The sequence below is a fragment of the Barnesiella propionica genome (genome assembly GCF_025567045.1).
GTDB classification, from domain to species: Bacteria; Bacteroidota; Bacteroidia; order Bacteroidales; family Barnesiellaceae; genus Barnesiella_B; species Barnesiella_B propionica.
On the sequence record NZ_JAOQJK010000008.1, the window covers coordinates 84,341 to 105,987 of the forward strand.

Annotated in this window: 15 protein-coding genes; 6 read left to right on the top strand and 9 right to left on the bottom strand. The window is 39.1% G+C overall.

Going from position 1 to position 21,647, the window contains the following annotated elements:
- Window positions 1-12 precede the first annotated feature (12 nt).
- A complete protein-coding gene (locus OCV73_RS11250; RefSeq protein WP_167551258.1) occupies window positions 13-2,529 on the top strand; it encodes an Ig-like domain-containing protein in 2,517 nt (838 codons plus the stop codon).
- A 76-nt stretch (window positions 2,530-2,605) separates the two neighbouring features.
- Here OCV73_RS11250 and OCV73_RS11255 read toward each other — a convergent pair whose 3' ends face one another.
- The 5 genes from OCV73_RS11255 to OCV73_RS11275 form a co-directional block, all read right to left on the bottom strand.
- Window positions 2,606-3,298, bottom strand: coding sequence for a response regulator transcription factor (locus OCV73_RS11255; protein ID WP_147552258.1), 693 nt, complete (start codon window positions 3,296-3,298; stop codon window positions 2,606-2,608).
- A complete protein-coding gene (locus OCV73_RS11260; RefSeq protein ID WP_147552260.1) occupies window positions 3,295-4,722 on the bottom strand; it encodes a sensor histidine kinase in 1,428 nt (475 codons plus the stop codon). The genes OCV73_RS11255 and OCV73_RS11260 overlap by 4 nt, the downstream gene beginning before the upstream one ends.
- A 150-nt stretch (window positions 4,723-4,872) precedes the next feature.
- Window positions 4,873-6,666, bottom strand: a complete 1,794-nt coding sequence (argS, locus tag OCV73_RS11265) for an arginine--tRNA ligase (RefSeq protein WP_147552261.1) — start codon at window positions 6,664-6,666, stop codon at window positions 4,873-4,875.
- Between the two features lie 89 nt (window positions 6,667-6,755).
- The gene (locus tag OCV73_RS11270; RefSeq protein WP_147552263.1) at window positions 6,756-8,918 is read right to left on the bottom strand and encodes a tetratricopeptide repeat protein; all 2,163 of its coding nucleotides are present in this window, start codon (window positions 8,916-8,918) and stop codon (window positions 6,756-6,758) included.
- Between the two features lie 269 nt (window positions 8,919-9,187).
- Window positions 9,188-9,460 (bottom strand): HU family DNA-binding protein, encoded by a 273-nt coding sequence (locus OCV73_RS11275; RefSeq protein WP_147552265.1) that lies wholly within the window; start codon window positions 9,458-9,460, stop codon window positions 9,188-9,190.
- Window positions 9,461-9,721: 261 nt separating this feature from the next.
- Here OCV73_RS11275 and OCV73_RS11280 point away from each other — a divergent pair, with 261 nt between their 5' ends.
- The 5 genes from OCV73_RS11280 to OCV73_RS11300 all read left to right on the top strand — a co-directional run bounded on the left by OCV73_RS11280 (window position 9,722) and on the right by OCV73_RS11300 (window position 15,215).
- Window positions 9,722-10,420 (top strand): rhomboid family intramembrane serine protease, encoded by a 699-nt coding sequence (locus tag OCV73_RS11280; RefSeq protein ID WP_243764660.1) that lies wholly within the window; start codon window positions 9,722-9,724, stop codon window positions 10,418-10,420.
- Entirely contained in the window at window positions 10,404-11,285 is an 882-nt protein-coding gene (locus OCV73_RS11285) for a rhomboid family protein (protein WP_147552267.1), read from the top strand. The genes OCV73_RS11280 and OCV73_RS11285 overlap by 17 nt, the downstream gene beginning before the upstream one ends.
- Window positions 11,286-11,287: 2 nt before the next feature.
- Window positions 11,288-12,364 (top strand): endonuclease/exonuclease/phosphatase family protein, encoded by a 1,077-nt coding sequence (locus tag OCV73_RS11290; protein WP_147552269.1) that lies wholly within the window; start codon window positions 11,288-11,290, stop codon window positions 12,362-12,364.
- 21 nt (window positions 12,365-12,385) lie between these two features.
- A complete protein-coding gene (locus tag OCV73_RS11295; protein WP_147552270.1) occupies window positions 12,386-14,479 on the top strand; it encodes a M3 family metallopeptidase in 2,094 nt (697 codons plus the stop codon).
- A gap of 106 nt (window positions 14,480-14,585) precedes the next feature.
- Window positions 14,586-15,215 carry a phosphatase PAP2 family protein gene (locus tag OCV73_RS11300; protein ID WP_147552272.1) on the top strand — a complete coding sequence of 210 codons (630 nt, stop codon included), beginning with the start codon at window positions 14,586-14,588 and terminating at the stop codon, window positions 15,213-15,215.
- A 7-nt stretch (window positions 15,216-15,222) separates the two neighbouring features.
- Here OCV73_RS11300 and OCV73_RS11305 read toward each other — a convergent pair whose 3' ends face one another.
- The 4 genes from OCV73_RS11305 to rnr form a co-directional block, all read right to left on the bottom strand.
- A complete protein-coding gene (locus tag OCV73_RS11305) occupies window positions 15,223-16,818 on the bottom strand; it encodes a S41 family peptidase (RefSeq protein ID WP_147552274.1) in 1,596 nt (531 codons plus the stop codon).
- Between the two features lie 11 nt (window positions 16,819-16,829).
- Window positions 16,830-17,303: a pantetheine-phosphate adenylyltransferase gene (coaD, locus tag OCV73_RS11310; RefSeq protein ID WP_147552275.1), complete on the bottom strand. Its 474-nt coding sequence runs from the start codon at window positions 17,301-17,303 to the stop codon at window positions 16,830-16,832.
- Window positions 17,284-19,155, bottom strand: a complete 1,872-nt coding sequence (locus OCV73_RS11315; RefSeq protein ID WP_147552277.1) for a DNA topoisomerase IV subunit B — start codon at window positions 19,153-19,155, stop codon at window positions 17,284-17,286. The genes coaD and OCV73_RS11315 overlap by 20 nt, the downstream gene beginning before the upstream one ends.
- Window positions 19,156-19,350: 195 nt before the next feature.
- On the bottom strand, window positions 19,351-21,507 hold the full coding sequence (gene rnr, locus OCV73_RS11320; protein WP_147552278.1) for a ribonuclease R: 2,157 nt from the start codon (window positions 21,505-21,507) through the stop codon (window positions 19,351-19,353).
- Between the last annotated feature and the right edge of the window lie 140 nt (window positions 21,508-21,647).

Here is a 21,647-nt window from a genome sequence, read left to right on the forward strand (position 1 = left end):
CTTGTAATGATTATGAAGACAAATATTAAATTATTTAATAGAACGGCTTTGCAATGCGGAGTGGTTTTTGCTATGTGTTTTATGGTGGCTTTTTCTCCTTCCAAAGCTGAAAAAGTTACGGGGTTAAGTGATTTTACTTTATTTATCGACCCGGGACATGCCTTAAAAGAAAATGAAGGATTGTACGGATATACCGAAGCCGAGAAAACTTTGAGGGTGGGTTTAGCTATGCGTGAATACCTTCAGACATATACCGATATTAAAAACGTATATATGTGCCGTGAAGACGATAATACCAGTGTTACACTGGAGGAACGTGTCGATATGGCAAACTCCCTGAATGTCGATTTTTACTATTCTATCCATAGCGATGCAGGAAGCGCGGATGCAAATAGTACATTATTTATGTACGGAGGTTGGAAAATGGACGGTGCGATTGTGGAGAAGACTCCTAATGGCGGTAGAGCCTTTGGAGATATCCTTTGTCCTGACCTGACCGGTGTAATGAGGGCGAAAACCAGGGGCAATAAACCTGACCGTGTGAATTATGACGGTGACGAATATACCAGTACGAATAAATATCCTTATTTGTATGTAAACCGGGTATCAAATATGGCTTCTTTGTTAAGTGAAGGCTGTTTCCATACGAATCCTACTCAGCAACAACGTAACATGAGTGCCGGATGGAAACGGATGGAAGGCCTGTCTGCATTTCGTTCCATGTTGGAATATATGAATGTAGAACGTCCCGTTATAGGTGTTGCCAGTGGTATTATTACCGATGAAGAGAGCGGCGTGCCTGCAAATAATGTAACGGTTACAATAGGAGATAAGTCTTATACTACCGATGGATTTGAAAGCGTATTTAATAAATATTCTAAAGATCCGGATCAATTACATAACGGATTCTGGTTTATTGAAGGATTAACTCCCGGCAATACGGTAGAAGTGAAATTTATGTCTCCCGACTTTCAGCCTGTAACAAAGACATTGCAGATAGTATCTAATCCTACAGGACGTACTGTAGATAATATGAGTATTCTGGATATTACCATGGTATCTTCTGTTCCGGCTAAAGTGAAATCTGTTTCCCCGGATGAGGAAGATTTATCAGGTATAGACCCGTCTAAAAATATTACGATTACTTTCAGCCGTAAGATGGATAGGGCCAGCGTCGAATCCGCATTAAGTATTGTTCCCGAAAAACCCTTGACGGTTACGTGGAAAGATGATTATAATGTGATTATTGCACTGGCTGCTCTGGATCACGATACGGATTATACATTGAAAATAGACGGTGCAATAGCGAAAAATTCGCAGACTAATCAGTTATTCGATGGCAACGGTGACGGCGCCGAAGGAGGCATCTATTCCCTTGCGTTTAGAACATCTCCTCCCGACACCAGTGCGCCTGTGGCTGTTAGCTATGATCCTGCCGATAATTCTACGGTAACAGAGGCACGCCCCATTATCCGGATTGAATATGATGAAGCTATTGATGAAACATCTGTAGGTACTGATGCTATAAAGGTAATGGAGGGTGCGAATGAAATAAGCGGAATTATACAGCATACTGTTGTTGCCAAGAACAGCGTATTGCATTTTATTCCTTCTGTGGATTTAGTAAATAACAAGACTTATACGGTGAATGTAGCAGCCGGTATAAAGGATCTTCTAGGTAATGCAGCAGAGGCCTGGTCGTTCAGTTTTACCGCCAATCCTGCGGCTGTAAAAGACTCGAAAATGATCGATGCGTTCGAAACTCTCGAAAGCTGGTGGGAACCTGCCGGAGCGGGACAAACCGCGGGAATCATTGCCGATCAGACGTCGCGTGTGTTGAATAACTCGATAGTTGCGACTTCCGAAAGTCGGTCAAGTCTGGCATTGAATTACGGATGGGATGTAAATTATAGCGGAACTCCCATGATTCGTTTGTATTTGCCGTCAGGTAAAAGCCGGGGAACATTCACGTCCGAATATGTTTTGCAAGCCTATGTATTCGGTGATGCTTCCAATAACGATATGATGCTGGTTATTCGTGACGGCAAAACTCAACTGGAAGGTTCGGGATGGATCAAACTGAATTGGAGAGGATGGAAATTGATAACATGGGATATGTCCGATGGTAAATCTACGGGATGGATCAATGGAGACGGAAACCTGGACGGAACAGGTTTTTATTTCGACTGTATCTTGTTACAATCCGCGCCGGATTGTGCCGTGAAAGGAACCGTCTATTTTGATGATCTTTGTGTCCGTAAGCTGGAAACCTCCGGAGTCGACCAGGCGTTCACTTCAGACGATGCTATCCGGGTGTATCTCACCCCGACAGTAAATGAACTGAATATAGAAGCTGGTGAGATAATTAATGATGTGGCTGTATATTCTTTGTCCGGAAGTTTGGTAAAACATATTGTACCTTCTGAGAATAAAGTCCAGATGAATATGGACGGTCTTGCAAAAGGTGTATATATAGTAAAAGCTAAGACTACGGGTGCGCAACGTAGTGTCAAAGTGGTAGTAATGTAAATCTGATTTATAAAATTGTACGGGGTCGCTATTATAACGCGGCCCCGTTTTTTATGAAGGAATTTTAGGTTGTTATTTATCCGATGAGCTTATATCCTATGCCGCGCACGTTCACGATTCTGATGTTTTTGTCTTTTGCCAATTTATGGCGCAATTTCGTGATAAATACATGCAGACTACGTGTATTGAAAAAACTGTCGTCTCCCCACAATTCCAACAATATGGATTGAGTGTGTACTACTTGTTCCCGGTTTTCGCACAAATGGCGTAATATTTCCGATTCTCTGTGAGACAAATCGGACAGCACTCCCTGGTACGATAAAGTCTGTGCGATAGGATTGAACATGTATTGTCCCAGAGTGTAAAAATTTTTGCATTGTCTCTCTACGCGGGGTTTATTCACAAGAGCTTTGATTCTGACAATAAGTTCGGCAATGCCGAACGGTTTCTTAAGATAATCATTACAGCCCAATTCAAAACCGGTAACCACATCGTCGGTCTCGGATCGTGCGGATAAAAATAGGATGGGAGTGTTCCGGTCGGTTTCTCTTATCCGTTTTACCATTTCGAAGCCATCCATACGGGGCATCATAATGTCCGTTACAATGATATGGGGTCGTATTTCATGGAATTTGAGTAGTCCTTCATTTCCGTTATATGCAACTTCTATTTCAAATCCTTCCTGCACCAGGGTATCCAGGATGATACGTACCAGGTTTTTTTCATCCTCTACCAATAATATTCGGGTATTTTCCGGTATTTTTTTCATAATGTCCATTCGATTATAAATTTACTCCCTTTCCCGTATTCGCTTATTACCGTTATTTTTCCGTTATGTGTTTCTATCAGCCTTTTTATATAATAAAGCCCCAGTCCATAACCTTTTATATCGTGTATATTACCTGTCGGTACTCTGTAAAATTTATCGAAGATACGTTCCTGCTGTTCCTTTTTTATACCGTTGCCGTTGTCTATAACTTCAATGATAGTTTTCTTATTTTCTTTTTTGGCCGATATACTTATGTGAACGGAAGGGCCGGAATATTTCAATGAATTATCTATAAGGTTGCTTAGTATGTTGTAGAAGTGGATACGGTCGGCGTTTATTGAGAAACTGTCTGTTATGGCAAGGGTAAACTCTGTCGGTTTTTCCGTCTTTAGTCTATATTCCGAAATGAGCTGCCTGCATAAAGAGCGCAAGTTTATACTCTCTATTTTCAGGGAAATTTCTTTTTGTTCATCGCGTGACATGGAAAGTATTTGTTCTACCAGCCCCGAAAGGTGCTGTAGTTGCTCTTTTATGATGTACAGATAGTCTTTCCGTCTGCTTTCATTTTTTTCGGAAGAATAGTTCAGTAAAACATCATTGGCCGCATAAGCTACCGAGATGGGTGTTTTAAGTTCATGAGTCATATTATTGGTAAAGTCTCTTTTTATTTCTTCCAGCGTTTTTTGTTTTAATATGGTGCGCATTAAGTAAATATATGAAAATATGAGTAATGCCAGAATGATAAGTGAGGCTACAGCTATTCCCGACATTTGCCGGAGTATGATTTTATTCTGTGTTTCTGTGTGGGTGCGGAATGCATATTTATTGTCGATGTCGAATATGTAGTCGTAACTATCCGGTGTTTTCCCGGATATGACCGGTGCCATTTTTGATCGGATGAGGACGGAATCATTCTCAAGCGCAACGATCTCGGTATAATGAAGTGTTTTTATTTCGTAACGTTCAGTTAATTCTTTGCCGAGAATGGAGTCATACCGGTCGATGTGTATCGGCTCCATTTTATCTATAGGACCGTGCATTCCTTTTTGTATATAAAGTGCCATTTGTTCCAGAACCTCGCTGTCTTGCTCATACCATGAGTTATTGTTATTTTCGACTTGACTCGTGGTGGTGACTGTCGTGTCTTCGGTTATAACCTTGTGTTTGATTTGTACCGAGTCGTTTTCCGGCAGACCTACTGTTCCTTCGATGGTTCCGTGTTGCCTGGCAGAATCCGCATGTATGATAGCTATTCTTTGGAACAGTTCCCGGTGGTCGGCTGTACGCATAGCTTCGGTCATCTGGTTTTGGACATTGTTTTCCATACGGGAATATAGTGAGATTAACCAATATATCTGATATCCCGTAACAAATGCCAGTATCAGTGTGACGAATGTTGCGACTATTTTAAATGGCAATTTCATTCAAAGAGAGATGATGCGAATTGTTTTTCCAAAGATAAAATAATCTCTGAAAGATTATTCGTTTTGATAAGACTAAATAACTCTATTAAAGAAAACGGCTTACAATCCCTTAGATTGTAAGCCGTTTTTATGAATGATAAGGATTAGGTTTTACATGCGATCGGGAACTTCGATTCCTAAAAGTCCCATTCCGGTTTTTACCACTTTAGCTACATTGGCCGACAGCATCAGTCTGAAAGCTCTTAATGCTTCGTTTTCTTCGCGCAGGATTGAAAAATCGTGATAAAACTGATTGTATTCTTTTACGAGGTCATATACATAGTTTGCAATAAGTGCCGGACTGAATAACTTACCGGCTTCGGAAACTACCGAAGGAAATTCTGCCAGATTCTGGATCAAGGCTATTTCTTTTTCATTTGGAATGACAGATGAAGTATCTGTTTTTTCGAAATTTATCCCCGCCTCGGCTGCTTTGCGCAATACAGAGCAGATACGGGCGTGAGTGTATTGAATAAAAGGCCCGGTATTTCCGTTGAAATCGATAGATTCTTTAGGATTGAACGTCATATTTTTACGTGGATCAACCTTAAGTATAAAATATTTTAATGCTCCCAGTCCTACTATACGGGATATTGCTTCTGCTTCTTCCGGAGTACAATTATCCAGTTTGCCTAGTTCTGCAGATGTTTCGCGGGCCGTGTTTATCATTTCCTCCATCAGGTCGTCGGCGTCTACTACAGTTCCTTCACGCGATTTCATTTTGCCTTCGGGAAGTTCTACCATACCGTATGAAAAATGTACAAGGTCTTTTCCCCATTTGAAGCCTAACTTATTGAGAAGAATAGAGAGTACCTGGAAATGATAATTTTGTTCATTTCCTACGACATAAACCATTTTATCGATAGGATAATCAATGAACCGTAATTTAGCCGTACCGATATCCTGTGTCATGTAAACCGATGTGCCGTCGCTGCGGAGCAGGAGTTTATGATCCAGTCCTTCCTGAGTAAGATCGGCCCATACGGAACCGTCTTCTTTTTTGTACATAATTCCTTTTTCCAATCCTTCCAGGACTTTTTCTTTTCCCTCCAGGTATGTTTCGGACTCATAGTATATTTTGTCGAAATCTACACCTAAACGTTTGTAAGTCTCGTCGAATCCGGCATATACCCATTCGTTCATCATACGCCATACTTCGCGGACTTCTTTGTCCCCGGCTTCCCATTTACGTAACATCTCGCGTGCTTCGGTCATAAGGGAGGAGGCAGCTTCCGCTTCCTCTTTACTCATTCCTTTTCTTTGTAAGTCGGATAATTCTTGTTTGTAGTGTTTGTCAAATAAGACATAAAAATCTCCGATGAGGTGGTCTCCTTTTTTTCCGGAGGATTCGGGAGTTACTCCGTTGCCCCATTTTTGCCAAGCTAACATCGATTTACAGATATGGATTCCTCGGTCGTTTACAATATTAGTCTTAACTACTTTATAGCCATTTGCTTTTAATATTTCGGAGATGCTGAACCCTAGCAAATTATTGCGCACATGACCCAGGTGAAGGGGTTTATTCGTATTGGGGGAAGAGTATTCTACCATAACAAGCTGAGCATCGGGAGCCTGAGATTTGGTTCCGTATTCCACATCTTTGTCTATGGATTCCAGTTGCTGTATCCAGCATACCGGAGAGATAACCAAATTAAGGAAACCTTTTATAACATTGAAAGATGATATTTCCTGGTTATTTTTTACCAGATATTCACCTATTTCCTGAGCAGTCGCCTCGGGATTTTTATGCGATGCTTTCAAGAAAGGGAAAACTACGAGGGTAAGGTTTCCTGTAAATTCTTTTTTTGTTTTTTGTAATTGAATGGCCGTTGCATCGGGAGTAATATCGTATAAAGCTTTCAATGCATTCGAAACGGCATTTGTTATCTGTTGTTCGATCTTCATATTCGAAATCTTTTATTCTAAAATGTGCACAAAGATAGTAATTTAAGATGAAGAGACCTAACTTTTTCTATCATCCTGCAATGTATTTATTAAACCGTTTTAGGAGATTCTTCCGATATCTCTTTAATGATATGATCAAGTACAGCATCTTTTTTCAGATTCAGTTTTTTTCTTAGCCTGTAACGGGCTTTTAGTACACTTTCGTATGAAATGCCGAGGAATGCGGCAATATCGTTGTTTCCTTGATTTAATAAAATGAGCGCGCAAAGAATCTCTTCGCTTTTGGTAATGTTAGGATATTTGTGTAAAGAAGGGAAGAAATGCGGATAACGCAATGTGAAAATAGAACGAAATTCGGCTTCATCCGATGTGGTGGATAGCCGGACAGGGATTTCGTTTGTCTCTTGTCTGGAATTGACGTTTTCGAGTTTTTCTTCCAGTTCCGATTTTTGGGAGTTCAATAATTTTATGTGATTTATAAATGTCATGATGTCTTTCTCCTTATGTGTCAGTTTGCTTTCGGTCAGTTTGCGTTTGGTTATATTCAACTGATTTTTATAGAAAATAAAAAGTGATAAGAAGATTAATATGATGATAGTTAGAACCGATATTTGTATATGGTTTCTGTTTTTTTCAAGATCGTGTTTTAGCGCCAGGTTCTCTTTTTCTTTTGCCAGTGTTTCGTATTTGACTTTGAACTTGGCGATTTCGGAATTTAAGATACGCTTGGTGTATAAACGTTCGGTCTGGTGATATTTTTCATAATAACTAACGGATTCGGATGCATGGTGGATATTGGCATATGAGCGGGCCAGTAACAGGTACATATCCTTGAGTGCCCATACTTTATTCTTTTTTTCATAATCTTTTACTATAAGTTCCAGTCTGTTTATACATATATTGTAATTGCCTAGTTCGTATTGTAATTTCGCTAATATCAGATTGTTGCCCGGATTCAAATCATTTTCATCGAGTGATAATTGTATATTCTTTAATTCATCTGTTCTTCCGGTTTTATAATATAAATATCCCAGATATAAGTTATATACTTTTTGGAGATAGTTTAATGTTTGATCATCCTTTTTTTTAAGATTAAGATATGGTGTTATTATATTCAGATAGAATTTTAATGAATCGGTATTATCGTTCTGTACCGATAAAAATAGTTTGGAGAAAAGAGATTGTTGAATGACAAAATTATTTTTGCTTTTCATAGCATACTCGCGCGCTTTCTGGTTATGCCTCATGGCTTCCTCAATCATTCCCCAGTCATAGTAAAAGTCGGAAAAAGATATTTCGGTCATTGCCAATCTGTAATCGTCTGTCGTTATATCTTTGGTATTCGATAATTCCTGATATAATTCGAGCGTTTTATCAAATTCTCCTATACTTTGATATAGTTGTGTTAATATGGTAAGTGTATAAGTAAGGCCGCTGTATGACATTTTTCTGCCTGCGTCCGCCGCTTTTTCCAAATGTTCTATCGCTTTGTTGATGCTGTCGGCTACTATGTATATCGTTCCGGCATAGGAATAGTCCCGGAACCGTGTTTCGTAAGAGCTGTCTGCAGGCATTTCAAAGGCTTTGTCAAATAATTTGAACGAATGTTTCAGATCCTCGTTACATCCGTATAGATAAGCAGCATAAATAATAATATCTCTTTTTAACGGTTTTGTGAGCCAGGTAAGGGAATCTTGCAATGTAATGAAGTAATCTGCACCTTCTTTGCTGTTCATATTTCCGGTAAGATAACAATTGGTAATTTGTAACAGGGCATCTTTTCCATTTTTGCTTATGACACTGGAATCCTGTGATGACACGGGATTTATATTCAGTATTTGTTTATATAGTTGTATGGCTTTACCGTTTTGTTTCAAAGATTGAAAGCAACGCGCTTTGAGATATAAAGTCCGCGCCAGTTTATCGGGATATTGTTTTAAATTATATTTTTTTTCGAGCTGGCCGATATGTTCGATGGTAGTTTCATATTTTTCTGCATTGAAAAAAGCGGTTATGTAATATAATTTGGCAAGTAGGACTGTTTCTTCCTCCGGAGCTATTTTTTCAAGTTGTTTGGCTATAATCCGTAGAGAATCGGTATTGTGATTATACACAAGACTATCGCAAATTTCTTGAAAATATTTAATGCTTTTATCTATTTCGGACGATGATGGCTGTTTATATTTTTGACAATTACAAAACAGAAGGATAAAAAGAGATATGATAAAAAAGGATGTTACAGATGGTTTCATGATAATTTTTTTCCGGGGATAAAATTAGATATTCTCTTGTAAATAATGGCAATAATTAAACCCAAGAGAATCTTGTCCATTGTTTGTCCATATCTTTTTTTCGGCGTATATCCATTGAACAGTTAATTTTACAGGAAATTTTTTGATATAAAAGATTGGTGTTGTTAATCAGGTGTAAAATTCCTACTTGATAGGAAAATAAATATTACTAAAAAAACGTAAGGTCCGCGGACCTTACGTTTTTTTATTTCAATAAGCGCTTAAATCTCTTATTTTACTTTTTCAGCTAATTCAGCGCCCGCTTTAAATTTAACTACTTTCTTCGCAGGGATAACGATTTTAGCTTTAGTGGCAGGATTGATACCAGTTCTTTCTCCTTTTTCTGCAACGGCAAATGTACCGAAACCAATAAGGGCAACTTTGTCACCTTTTTCTAAAGAAGTAGATACTGTATCTACAAAAGCTTCTAAAGCTTTTTTTGCATCAACTTTGCTCAAACCTGCTTGTTCAGCGATGGCGTTGATTAATTCTGTTTTGTTCATAATGCTTATATATTAAAGATTAATAGAATGACGTCGCTACTACCTAAAGACGTAACTACGCAAATATATGGATTAAAATATAATATACAAAGGATAGGAATAAAAAAATAAAATTATATCAGTAAAATTATAATATTGAATGGTTTTGTCGGTATGTAAGAGGAATTTTCATTAATTTTGCCCTTTTACAGAACAAACTTTAAGTATATTTTTTTATCAGTTGGGTTACCAATATAAGTTTAATGTATTATAAGGACATATATGATGCAAAATAGATCTTTTTTCGGGTCATTACCTCCAATAACCAAGAACCTGATTATAATTAATTTTTTGTTGTGGTTTGCTACGATAACACTCCCGAGGGTAGGCGTTGATCTGGTAGATCTTCTGGGATTGCATTATTTTCAGTCTTCTAAGTTCAATGCGGTGCAGTTGGTCACTTATATGTTTATGCATGACCCTAATTCCATTTCCCATGTGTTTTTCAATATGTTCTCTGTGTTTATGTTCGGGCGTACGCTGGAGGCTGCATGGGGCAGTAAACGTTTTTTATTCTACTATATTACGACCGGTATTGGTGCTGGTTTGGTACAGGAAGTTTTTTGGTATGTATTGCTGCATGACCAGATTGCGATGGTTGCTGCAAATATAGGATGGGAGGCTACGCAATTACAGCTTAATCAATTGGTGACGATAGGTGCATCGGGTGCCGTATTTGGCATTTTGCTGGCGTTCGGGATGTTGTTTCCCAATATTCCTTTATACCTTATGTTTATTCCCGTTCCCATAAAAGCAAAATATTTTGTTATCGGTTACGGTCTTATTGAATTATTTTTCGGGATTTCGGGAATTCAAAGCAGTGTAGCCCATTTTGCACATTTGGGCGGTATGCTTTTTGGCTTGTTCCTGATATTATATTGGAAGAAAAAAGGAATTGGTAATAATGGAAGATTTTTTTAACAAGCTCAGGTTACGATATAAACAAGGTTCTGTTTTGCTGAAACTTATTTATATTAATGTCGCCGTATTTATTATTATACGGCTGCTTGCTGTTTTTTTGACGTTATTTAATTTGGATACGCTTAATTTCTTGAGTTATGTGGAAGTTCCTTCTTCGCTATCGGTATTATTGATTCGTCCGTGGACCCTCATCACCTATATGTTCGTCCATTATGAAATATTGCATATCCTGTTCAATATGTTGTGGCTCTATTGGTTCGGAGTAATTTTTCTCCAATATTTCGGTGAGAAACAAATGGGCGGTTTATATATTCTGGGCGGTTTAGCGGGTGCCGTATTCTATATTATTTCATACAATGTTTTTCCTTATTTTTCGGGACATCAAGGAATGATGTGCGGAGCTTCGGCTTCGGTAATAGCTATAGTCGTTGCTACGGCTATGCGTGTTCCTGATTATAAGGTAAATCTGTTATTTTTGGGAGCAATATCATTGAAATATATAGCAATTGTAACTATTCTGATCGATTTGCTAAGCGTTACTTCTGGGAATGGCGGCGGTCATATTGCCCATTTAGGAGGAGCTTGTTTGGGAGTTTTGTTTATGTACAGGTGGAAAAATGGTAAAGATATTACACGTCCGGTTAATAGAATAATTGATTATTTGGCAACAGTTTTCAAGCCTGGAACTAAAATAAAAATTAAACATAAAAAAAACCGGCGTCCGGAAACCGATATGGAATACAGGGAGCGGAAGAATAGGGAGAATAACGAAATAGATGCCATTCTGGACAAAATAAAGAAATCGGGATATAATGCTCTTTCCAGCGATGAAAAGAAGCGGCTGTTCGACGCAGGAAAAAAATAGAAATGAGAATTATCAGAAAAACCTTAACCGGTATAATGCTTTTTGCTAATATCGTATGTGCAGCTTTGCTCATACTGGCTGCCTATAATTATCTTATCTCACCGGCCAAGCTTAATTATATAGCTTGTATGGGACTGGGATTCCCCGTCTTTTTAATTATAAATGTTGCTTTTTTGTTGTTCTGGATACTGTTTAACTGGAAAATGATCTTTTTACCTCTGGTTACATTTATTGTTTGCTGGGGAAGTATATATAGTTATATACCCATGCATATCGGGCATGACATGACAGAAACGCCCGATACGTTCTCACTGCTTACTTATAATGTTTATCATTGGGTGAATAATAAATGTGATACTGTAGTGAGCCCGAATGAAACCGTTCAGTATATTCTTGATAGTAATGCCGATATTGTGTGCTTGCAAGAAGGGGGAGATATAAAAAAAGAAGGTTTGAAACAAGGGGTCACCGAAGAGCAAATAGAGGAAATGAATAAAAAATATCCTTTTTTCGAAGGAGACGGGGAAGCATGTTATTCTCGTTTTCCTATTCTTTCTTACGAACGGCTGAATATGAGCATATCGAGTTTTTTGAGCCGCTTTGTTTTGGATGTGCACGGGAAGAAACTGAATCTATTTGTCGTGCATCTTGAATCTATCGGCTTGACCCGTACCGATAAGGAATTATACAAGGATATTACAGAGAATCCTAATGCAAATATGTTGGATGAAGTACACCGGAATATTCTTTCCAAGCTGAACAAAGCATTCGTTGCGCGTTCTATTCAGGCAGATACTTTAGCTGAGATATTAAGCCATACCGAAGGTGATATTATTCTGTGCGGAGACTTTAATGACACAGCTCAATCTTATGCCTATCACACCATACGGGGAGATATGCGCGACGCTTATATCGAGAATGGCTTTGGTCCTGGCATCAGTTATAACTCCAATAGATTCTGGTTCCGCATCGACCATATCCTTTATAGCGGTGATTTATTGTCGACAGGAGTCAAATTAGGCAACTTAAAAAGTTCGGACCATTATCCGATTATGTCTTATTTTGTGCAAACCAATTAGAAATATATAAATAATGAGAGTATGAAAAAATTAGTAATCACATCTTTTGCTTTAATTATGATGATGTCTTGTACTAAACAGGAAAAAACGAATCCTTTCTTCTCCGATTATGATACACCGTTCGGTGTTCCACCTTTCGAACAGATCGATACGACGCATTACATGCCGGCTTTTGAAGAAGGTATTAAGCAACATGACGCTGAAATAGCTGCTATTATTGCTAATCAGGAAACCCCGAATTTTAAAAATACCATAGAGGCTTTTGATTTTAGCGGGGAGCTTCTGAAAAAAGTGAGTCTTGTATTTTTTAGCTTGACCGAGGCTGAAACAAATGACGGGTTGCAACGTATTGCCAAAGCCGTTTCCCCTTTGCTTTCGGAACACTCCGATAATGTTTCGCTGAATGATTCGTTGTTTGCCCGTATTAAGACCGTATATGATAACCGGGAAAAAGAGAATCTTACTGCCGAGCAACTCAAAGTTTTGGAAGAATATTATAAAGATTTCGTGCGTTCCGGAGCTTTGCTTTCTGCTGCTGATAAAGAACAATTACGGGAGATAAATACGGAACTGGCTAAACTTTCGATCGAGTATGGAGATAATGTCCTGACCGAAACAAATGCATTTGAACTTGTTATCGATAAAAAAGAAGATTTGGCGGGATTACCAGAGGGGGTAATTGCTGCTGCCGCAGCGGAAGCCAAATCACGAAATAAAGAAGGATGGATATTTACTTTAGATGCTCCCAGCCGGATTCCTTTCCTTCAATATTCGGATAATCGTGATTTACGCGAAAAAATATATAAAGGTTATATTAACAGAAGCGATAACGATAATAAGAATGATAATAAAGCTATCGTATCGAAAATGGTTAACCTCCGGTTGAAAAAGGCCAATTTAATGGGATATAAAACATTTGCCGATTTTGCGTTGGACGACAGGATGGCAAAAACGGATGAAAATGTAAATAATTTGGTTAATCGTGTCTGGTCCTATGCAATACCCCGGGCTAAGGAGGAAGCAGCCGATATGCAGGAGATGATTGATGCCGAAGGAGGAAATTTCAAACTGGCTCCGTGGGATTGGTGGTATTATGCCGAAAAAGTACGAAAAGCAAAATATGATCTTAATGAGGATGAACTGAAACCGTATTTTAGTCTGGATAATGTACGCGAAGGTGCGTTTATGGTAGCAAATAAATTGTATGGTATTACATTTACCGAGCTGAAGAACATGCCTGTGTATCATCCCGATGTAAAAGTATTTGAAGTTAAAGATGAAAATGGCAAGCATCTGGCGGTATTTTATGCCGATTATTTTCCGCGTGCCGGAAAACGTGCCGGAGCATGGATGAGCAATTTCAGGGAATCTTATGTTAAGGACGGTAAGGAAATTCGTCCTGTGATTTATAATGTATGTAATTTTACCAAGCCAGCAGGAGATGTTCCTTCTTTATTGACGATTGATGAGGTTCAGACTCTTTTTCACGAGTTTGGTCATGCTTTGCATGGTATGTTGACTAAATGTAATTATCTCAGGGTAAGCGGTACAAGTGTAGCGCGCGATTTTGTGGAGTTGCCTTCTCAGATCAATGAACATTGGGCTACTGCGCCGGAAGTGTTGAAAATGTATGCAAAACATTATCAGACTGGTGAGATTATTCCTGATAGTTTGATAGCCAAAATGGAAAATGCATCTAAATTTAATCAGGGATTTGCTACTACAGAGTTTTTGGCAGCCGGCATATTGGATATGCGCTGGCACGAAATCTCAGAACCTCAGGAATTCGATGTGAGAGCTTTCGAAAGAAATGTGGCTAAAGAAATAGGTTTGATAGATGAAATAACCTTCCGTTACAGAAGTACTTATTTTTCCCATATATTTACAAATGATTATTGTGCCGGATATTATAGTTATGTATGGGCGGAAGTACTTGATGCCGATGCCTTCGATGCTTTTAAAGAACACGGAATTTTCGATCCGGCTACTGCAAAGTCTTTCCGTGAAAATATATTGGAAAAAGGAGGTAGTGAGGATCCTATGGCTCTATATAAGAAATTCAGGGGTGCCGATCCGAATCCCGAATCTTTACTTCATAACAGGGGCTTGAAATAAAACCTCGTTTATATAATATATAAAAAGGATGTGATATTTTCACATCCTTTTTTTTATTTATGACGGGTTTTAACCTTAAATTTGTTCTGAGAAAAATGATATCGGTATGAAACGTGTAATAGTAATTTTATTTTTAAGTATAATATTTAATGGTATTCAAGCTCATAATCCCGATGAAGCAATCATACGGGAAGTAAATAGCTGGAATGGACGCGGCGTGCGTGCATTCAGTTCTTTTTTTTCCACGACAGGAGAAGTTTTTGCTTTAGCCGTACCTACAGGAATGGTTGTTTATGCGTTATGCGATGATAATGAAGAGTTGTTCGATAAGAGCATATCGGTAGTTACGGGAATGGCGGCGACGATTATTCTATCTTATGGCTTAAAGTATGTCATAGACCGCAAACGTCCTTATAATGAGCTTCCTTATATAATAAAGCGTGATTCTCCGGGATCTCCGTCTTTTCCTTCGACACATGCGGCAATGGCGTTCTCATTAGCTACTTCTTTGAGCCTGGAATATCCCCGGTGGTATGTAATCGCTCCTACGATGATATGGGCTTCGTGCGTTGGCTTTTCCCGTATACACCAAGGTGTTCATTATCCTTCGGATGTATTGGGAGGCATGGTTTTGGGAGCCGGTACGGCTTGCCTGACTTATTATCTAAATAAAAGCTGGAACAAAAAAAAGGCGAAATCGAAAGTTTCGCCTTTGGTGGAATTTGCTTATCAATAAATAGGTTTTATCTTTTTGTTCCTGTTGAGAGAAGTTGTTCGTACTGTTTATCGTTATTGATTATTTCCAAAGCTTTGAGATAGGAGTCGTTGTATCGGTTCATAACTTGAAAATAAGCAGCCATGTCATATAAATCACGTGCGATCAGCGCTTTTGTCTGTTGAAGTATGATCGGTTTTGATTTTTCAAATTCTTCTTCTTTATAGGTTATTTTTTCTTCTTCGGCCATTTTTAATAAATCTTCCAATGCCTTTTCTTCTACTTCGAAATTAGTTAGGAAAAGCTCCCTTTCCGGATAGGTGTGCATGAGTTGTTTCCTGTTTCTATCCAGATAAGCAATAGCAAATTGGTTAAGAACTCCTTTTGCTACCAGATCACGGTGATAATCGGTATATTTTGTCGTATCAAGCGGGATAAAATAATCCGGCATAATCCCTCCTCCGCCATAAACGACGCGACTGTTCTTCAAAGTCCTGTATTGAAGCGAGTCGGGAAAATGAATGCTGTCTGCGCTGCTGAGTTCCCCCCGGTTAAAACGGTTGATAAGATCCATTTGGTACTCTTTCGTATCATTATAAGGTTTCTGGATGGAACGTCCCGAAGGGGTATAGTAACGGGATGTAGTCAGCCTTATCATAGAGCCGTCGGGGAAAGGAATAGGACGTTGTACCAGTCCTTTGCCAAACGTTCGACGTCCGATGATAATACCTCTATCCCAGTCTTGTATGGCTCCCGAAACAATTTCGCTGGCCGATGCCGAACTTTCATCTACCATGACGATCAGTTTTCCTTTCTGGAATATGCCGTTCTTTGTTGCGTGAGATTCCTCTCTGGGTGTTTTGCGTCCTTGTGTATAAACGATCATTTCTCCGTTTTTTAGCAGTTCGTCTGCAATGTCTATGGCACTATTCAGGAAACCGCCGCCGTTACCTTGCAAATCAATAATCAGGTTTTTCATACCTTTTTTTTGTAATTCCTGCAAAGCTTCGTTGAATTCTTCTCCGGTGGTTGCTGCGAACCGGCTGATGCGTATATATCCGGTCTTATTATCGGCCATATATGATGCGTCTATACTATAGATGGGTATATTGTCCCGTACTACCTTGAAAACAATAGGTGAAGGCGCACTTTTACGCAAGACCTTAAGTTTTACGGTAGTTCCCCTGGGCCCTTTTAGCCGTTTCATAATATCGCTGTTTTTCATCTTTACACCGGCAATAACAGTATCGTTTGCCTCGATGATACGGTCTCCTGCCAGTATGCCTACACGCTCCGAAGGCCCTCCGGCGATCGTTTGTATGACATACACCGTATCTTTGTTCATGTTGAATTGTATGCCTATACCACTGAAATTGCCTTGCAACGGTTCGGTCATTTCTTTTGTTTCTTCGGCTGTGGTATAAGTAGAGTGGGGATCCAGTTCTTCGAGCATGCTCCGTATAGCTGTTTCTACTAATTTGGTTTCGTTTACCGTATCTACATACATGTTGGTAATTACCCAATCGGCCAGGCTAAGTTTTCTCATGCCTGAAGATTGTTGCTGAGAGAAACCTGGGTTACAGATTATACAAGAGAGGATTATTGCAAAAAATACCTTTTTCATAATTTTATTGTTTATTCGAGAATGAGACCTTCGGGAATAAAATCTTTTACACTGTGGCCGTATCTCAGCAGTTCACGTACAATAGTAGAACTTACGTGTGTGAGTTCCGGTTCGGTAAACAGAATAATGGTTTCTACTCCCGAAAGTTTACGGTTTACATCGGCTATCGTCTTTTCATATTCGAAATCGTTAACCGAACGTATTCCTCTTATGATAAAATCAGCTCCGTGTTCACGAGCTGCGTCTATGGTCAGCTTGTTGTACGATATGATTTTTATGCGGGAATCATTTTTAAAAAACGAACGCAGCATTTCAAGTCTTTGTTCCTCGGTGAAATAAGTACGTTTCGCATCATTTACACCTATGGCGATAATGATTTCATCCAGTATGTTCAATCCACGTTTTACGATAGACATGTGTCCTGTCGTAAACGGGTCGAATGTTCCCGGGAATAATGCAATGCGTTTAGGCGATGTCTGTGTCATCTTCTACAACAAGATTTTGAATAATAAAGTTTTGGCGTTCCATAGTGTTTTTTCCCATATAGAATTCCAGTAATTCTTTTACCAGGTCTTCTTTTTTCAGCGAAACCTGATCGAGCCGCATATCGGGGCCGATGAAATGTTTAAATTCATCCGGAGATATTTCTCCTAAACCTTTAAACCGGGTTATTTCAGCATTTTTTCCTAATTCATTTATTGCAGCTATGCGTTCTTCTTCATTATAGCAGTAGAATGTTTTCCTTTTGGCTGTATTCCGTACTCTGAAAAGAGGTGTCTGAAGGATATAAACATGACCTTTTTTGATGAGATCGGGGAAGAATTGAAGCAGGAAAGTAATCATCAACAAGCGGATGTGCATACCGTCCACATCAGCGTCGGTCGCTATGATGACTTTGTTGTATCTTAAACCGTCTATTCCCTCTTCTATATTCAATGCGGCTTGTAGCAAATTGAATTCTTCGTTTTCATAGACAACCTTCTGAGTGAGGCCATAAGAGTTCAGGGGCTTTCCGCGCAAACTGAATACTGCTTGAGTCTCTACGTCGCGGATCTTTGTTATGGAACCGGTTGCAGAGTCTCCCTCTGTTATGAAAATACTGCTAAGTTCCCGTTTTTCGCCTTTCGTATCATTATAATGAATGCGGCAATCCCGTAATTTTTTATTATGAAGATTTGCTTTTTTCGATCTTTCTCTTGCCAGTTTGGTAACTCCGGCTATGGCTTTCCTTTCCTTTTCTGATTCCAGTATCTTTTTGAGCATTGTTTCGGAAACCTCATTGTTTTTATGCAGGAAGTTATCCAGCTCTTTCTTCAGGAAATCGCCTATAAATTTACTCACAGAAGGACCGTCCGGTCCCATATCCTTGGAACCCAGTTTCGTTTTGGTCTGAGATTCGAAAACAGGTTCTTCCACCTTGATACTTACCGCCGCAACCATACCGTTGCGTATATCGGCATAATCGAAGTTTTTATTATAGTATTCTTTGATGGTTCGAGAAACTGATTCTCTGAATGCGGATAAATGCGTTCCTCCCTGTGTCGTATGCTGGCCATTGACGAAAGAATAATATTCTTCGCCGTATTGGTTGCTATGTGTAATGACTACTTCTATATCTTCTCCCTTGAGGTGTATGATAGGATACAGGCTCTCAGTGGTCATATTCTCATTCAGCAAGTCCAGCAGTCCGTTACGGGAAAAGAACTTTTTACCGTTGAATATTATCGTAAGTCCTGAGTTCAGAAATACATAATTTTTTAACAGGGGTTCGATAAATTCTTCCCGGTAGTGATATCCTTTAAATATGTCTTTATCCGGAATAAAATGAACGTAAGTTCCGTTGGGTTCTTCGGTAGGAAGAATCTCTGATTCGGAAATTACGTCACCATGTGCATATTCTATTGTCTTGCAGAAACCGTCACGGGTAGCTCTTATGATAAAAGTCGTGGAAAGTGCGTTTACGGCTTTAATGCCGACACCGTTAAGTCCTACCGATTTTTTAAAGGCTTTGGAGTCATATTTAGCTCCGGTATTCATTTTGGAAGAAACGTCTTTGACCTTGTCCAGTGGTATACCTCTTCCGTAATCTCGTACAGTTACTTCTTCGTTTACGATATCAACGACGATTTGTTTACCGAATCCCATCATATATTCATCTATGGCGTTATCCAGTACTTCTTTTAACAGAACATAGATTCCGTCGTCAGAATGAGCTCCGTCTCCTAGTTTTCCAATATACATACCGGGACGACGGCGAATGTGTTCTTTCCAGTCTAAGGTACGGATCGTATCGGAGCCGTATCCCTGATCGGATATAATATCTGTTGTATTATCCATGAATTTCTTTCAGTTTAAACCTCACAAAGATAGCGTTTTTGCAGTAATGATGAAAGTATTATCCGGTGAAAAAACCTCTTTATTCGTTAATACAAGAACGGCCTTTTGTCTCATAATGAGGTAGAAGGCCGTCCTGTTACTCATGTGCTTTTTAAAGGAACTGTTGCAGATGCCACTGTTCTTATCCTGTTGTTCTTATCGTTTATTATTCTTTTCAATCAAAGCAAAATCCAGTTGTTTCTTTTCCAGGTTGGCCCGGGCTATTTGTATGCGAATCGGGTCTCCAAGCCGATAGTTGCGTTTTTTATGACGTCCTGTGAGGCAATAATTTTTTTCATCGAATTCGTAATAGTCGTCTTCAAGATCGCGGATAGGGACTAAGCCTTCACATTTATTCTCATTGATTTCAACGTAGAGTCCCCATTCTGTAACTCCTGAAATAACACCATCGAATTCTTCCCCTAAGTGTGCGCTCATAAATTCTACCTGTTTGTATTTGATGGATGCTCTTTCCGCATTAGCTGCTACTTGCTCCATGTTTGATGAATGTTCGCATTGTTCTTCTAATTTTGCAGTATTGACACTGCGTCCTCCGGAAAGATATTTTTCTAACAAACGGTGTACCATCATGTCGGGGTATCGTCGTATAGGAGATGTAAAATGGGTGTAATAGTCGAAGGCAAGCCCGTAATGGCCGACATTTACCGTCGTATATACGGCTTTTGCCATTGTGCGGATAGTAATGGTTTCGATAAGATTTTCTTCCGGCCGTCCTTTAACTTGTCCTAATAGAGAATTGAGAGAACGCGATACTTCTTTTTTATTTCCTTCTGTTTTTAATTTGTAACCGAACCGTTGTATAAAAGTAGATAGTGTGGACATTTTTTCGGGATCGGGCAAGTCATGTACGCGATAGACGAATGTTTTTGCCTTTTTATTTTTTGGCGTTTTGCCGATAAATTCGGCGACTGTCCGGTTCGCCAGGAGCATGAATTCTTCTATCAGTTTGTTTGCCTCTTTAGAGATTTTGAAATAGACTCCCAGAGGCTTTCCGTTCCCGTCAATTTCAAATTTTACTTCATGGCGGTCGAAATTGATGGAGCCGTTGGCAAAACGTTTTTTACGTAATTTCTCCGCCAGATTGTTCAAGGTCAATATTTCATCCTTGTATTCACCTTCACCGGTTTCGATGATTTGTTGTGCATCTTCGTAAGCAAAACGTTTATCGGATAAAATAACGGTACGGGTTATACGGGAATTTATGACATCGGCGTTTTCATTCAATTCGAAAATGCAGGAGAAACATAGTTTCTCTTCATTCGGACGTAAGGAACATATCCCGTTACATAATTTTTCAGGTAACATCGGAACTACTCTGTCGACCAAATATACCGATGTAGCTCTTTTTTCTGCTTCTTTATCAATAACACTTCCCGGTTTTACATAGTAGGTAACATCGGCGATGTGCACTCCTATTTCCCAATTTCCGTTAGACAGGGCACGTATAGAGAGGGCATCGTCAAAATCTTTTGCATCTTTCGGGTCGATAGTGAAAGTTGTGACACCTCTGAAGTCTTCTCGTTTTTTAAGTTCTTCAGGGTCTATTTTATCTTCTATCTTATCTGCCGCTTTTTCTACCGATTGAGGATAAATATAGGGGAGTCCGAATTCAGCCAGAATAGCGTGTATCTCCGTATTATTTTCACCGGCAACGCCTAATATATCGACTACTTCTCCATAAGGATTTTTTGCTCTTTCGGGCCAGTCGGTTATGCGTACTATAGCTTTATCTCCTGTTTTTCCTCCTTTTAGCCTGTCTTTGGGGATGAATATGTCGTTAGCCAGGATTTTAGTATCGGTTAATAGGAATGCAAAGTGTTTTTGCACTTCCAGAGTTCCTATGAAAGTCTGCTCTGCTTTTTCGAGTATCTCTTTTACTTCGCCTTCGGTATCTTTATTTTTTCGTTTGGCGTAAACATAAATAGCCACTTTATCGCCGTTCATTGCCCTCATGGAGTTACGTTCGGCAATGAAAATAGATTCACCTTCTTCGGTGACGACATGATTCTTGCCGTTGCTGCGTCTTTCGAATCTGCCGCTCACGATTGTTCCCCGGTTATTTGATTTATATTTTCCCGGAACGATTTCTACTAGAAAATCATCTGCTGCCAGGTTTTCAAGTATCTGGAATACTAATTGTTTTTGTGGTTGAGTACTTGCTCCGACGCCATGAGCGATTTGTTTATAGTTAAAGGATCGTTTACGGTCCTGATTGAAAAAAGCGATGATTCTTTGAACGAATTCATCTTTTTTTATTCTTTTTTCTTTGTTTTCTTTTTCTTTTTTAGCCATATAGTGTTCATTAATATGGATGAGCTATACCATTAAAAATGGTGTATATATACAAAGTAAATGATATTTTATTAATATCGTTTCATACGAATGAATAAAAATAGCAAAGCGCGGCTCTTCATCGGAGGCCGCGCTTTACG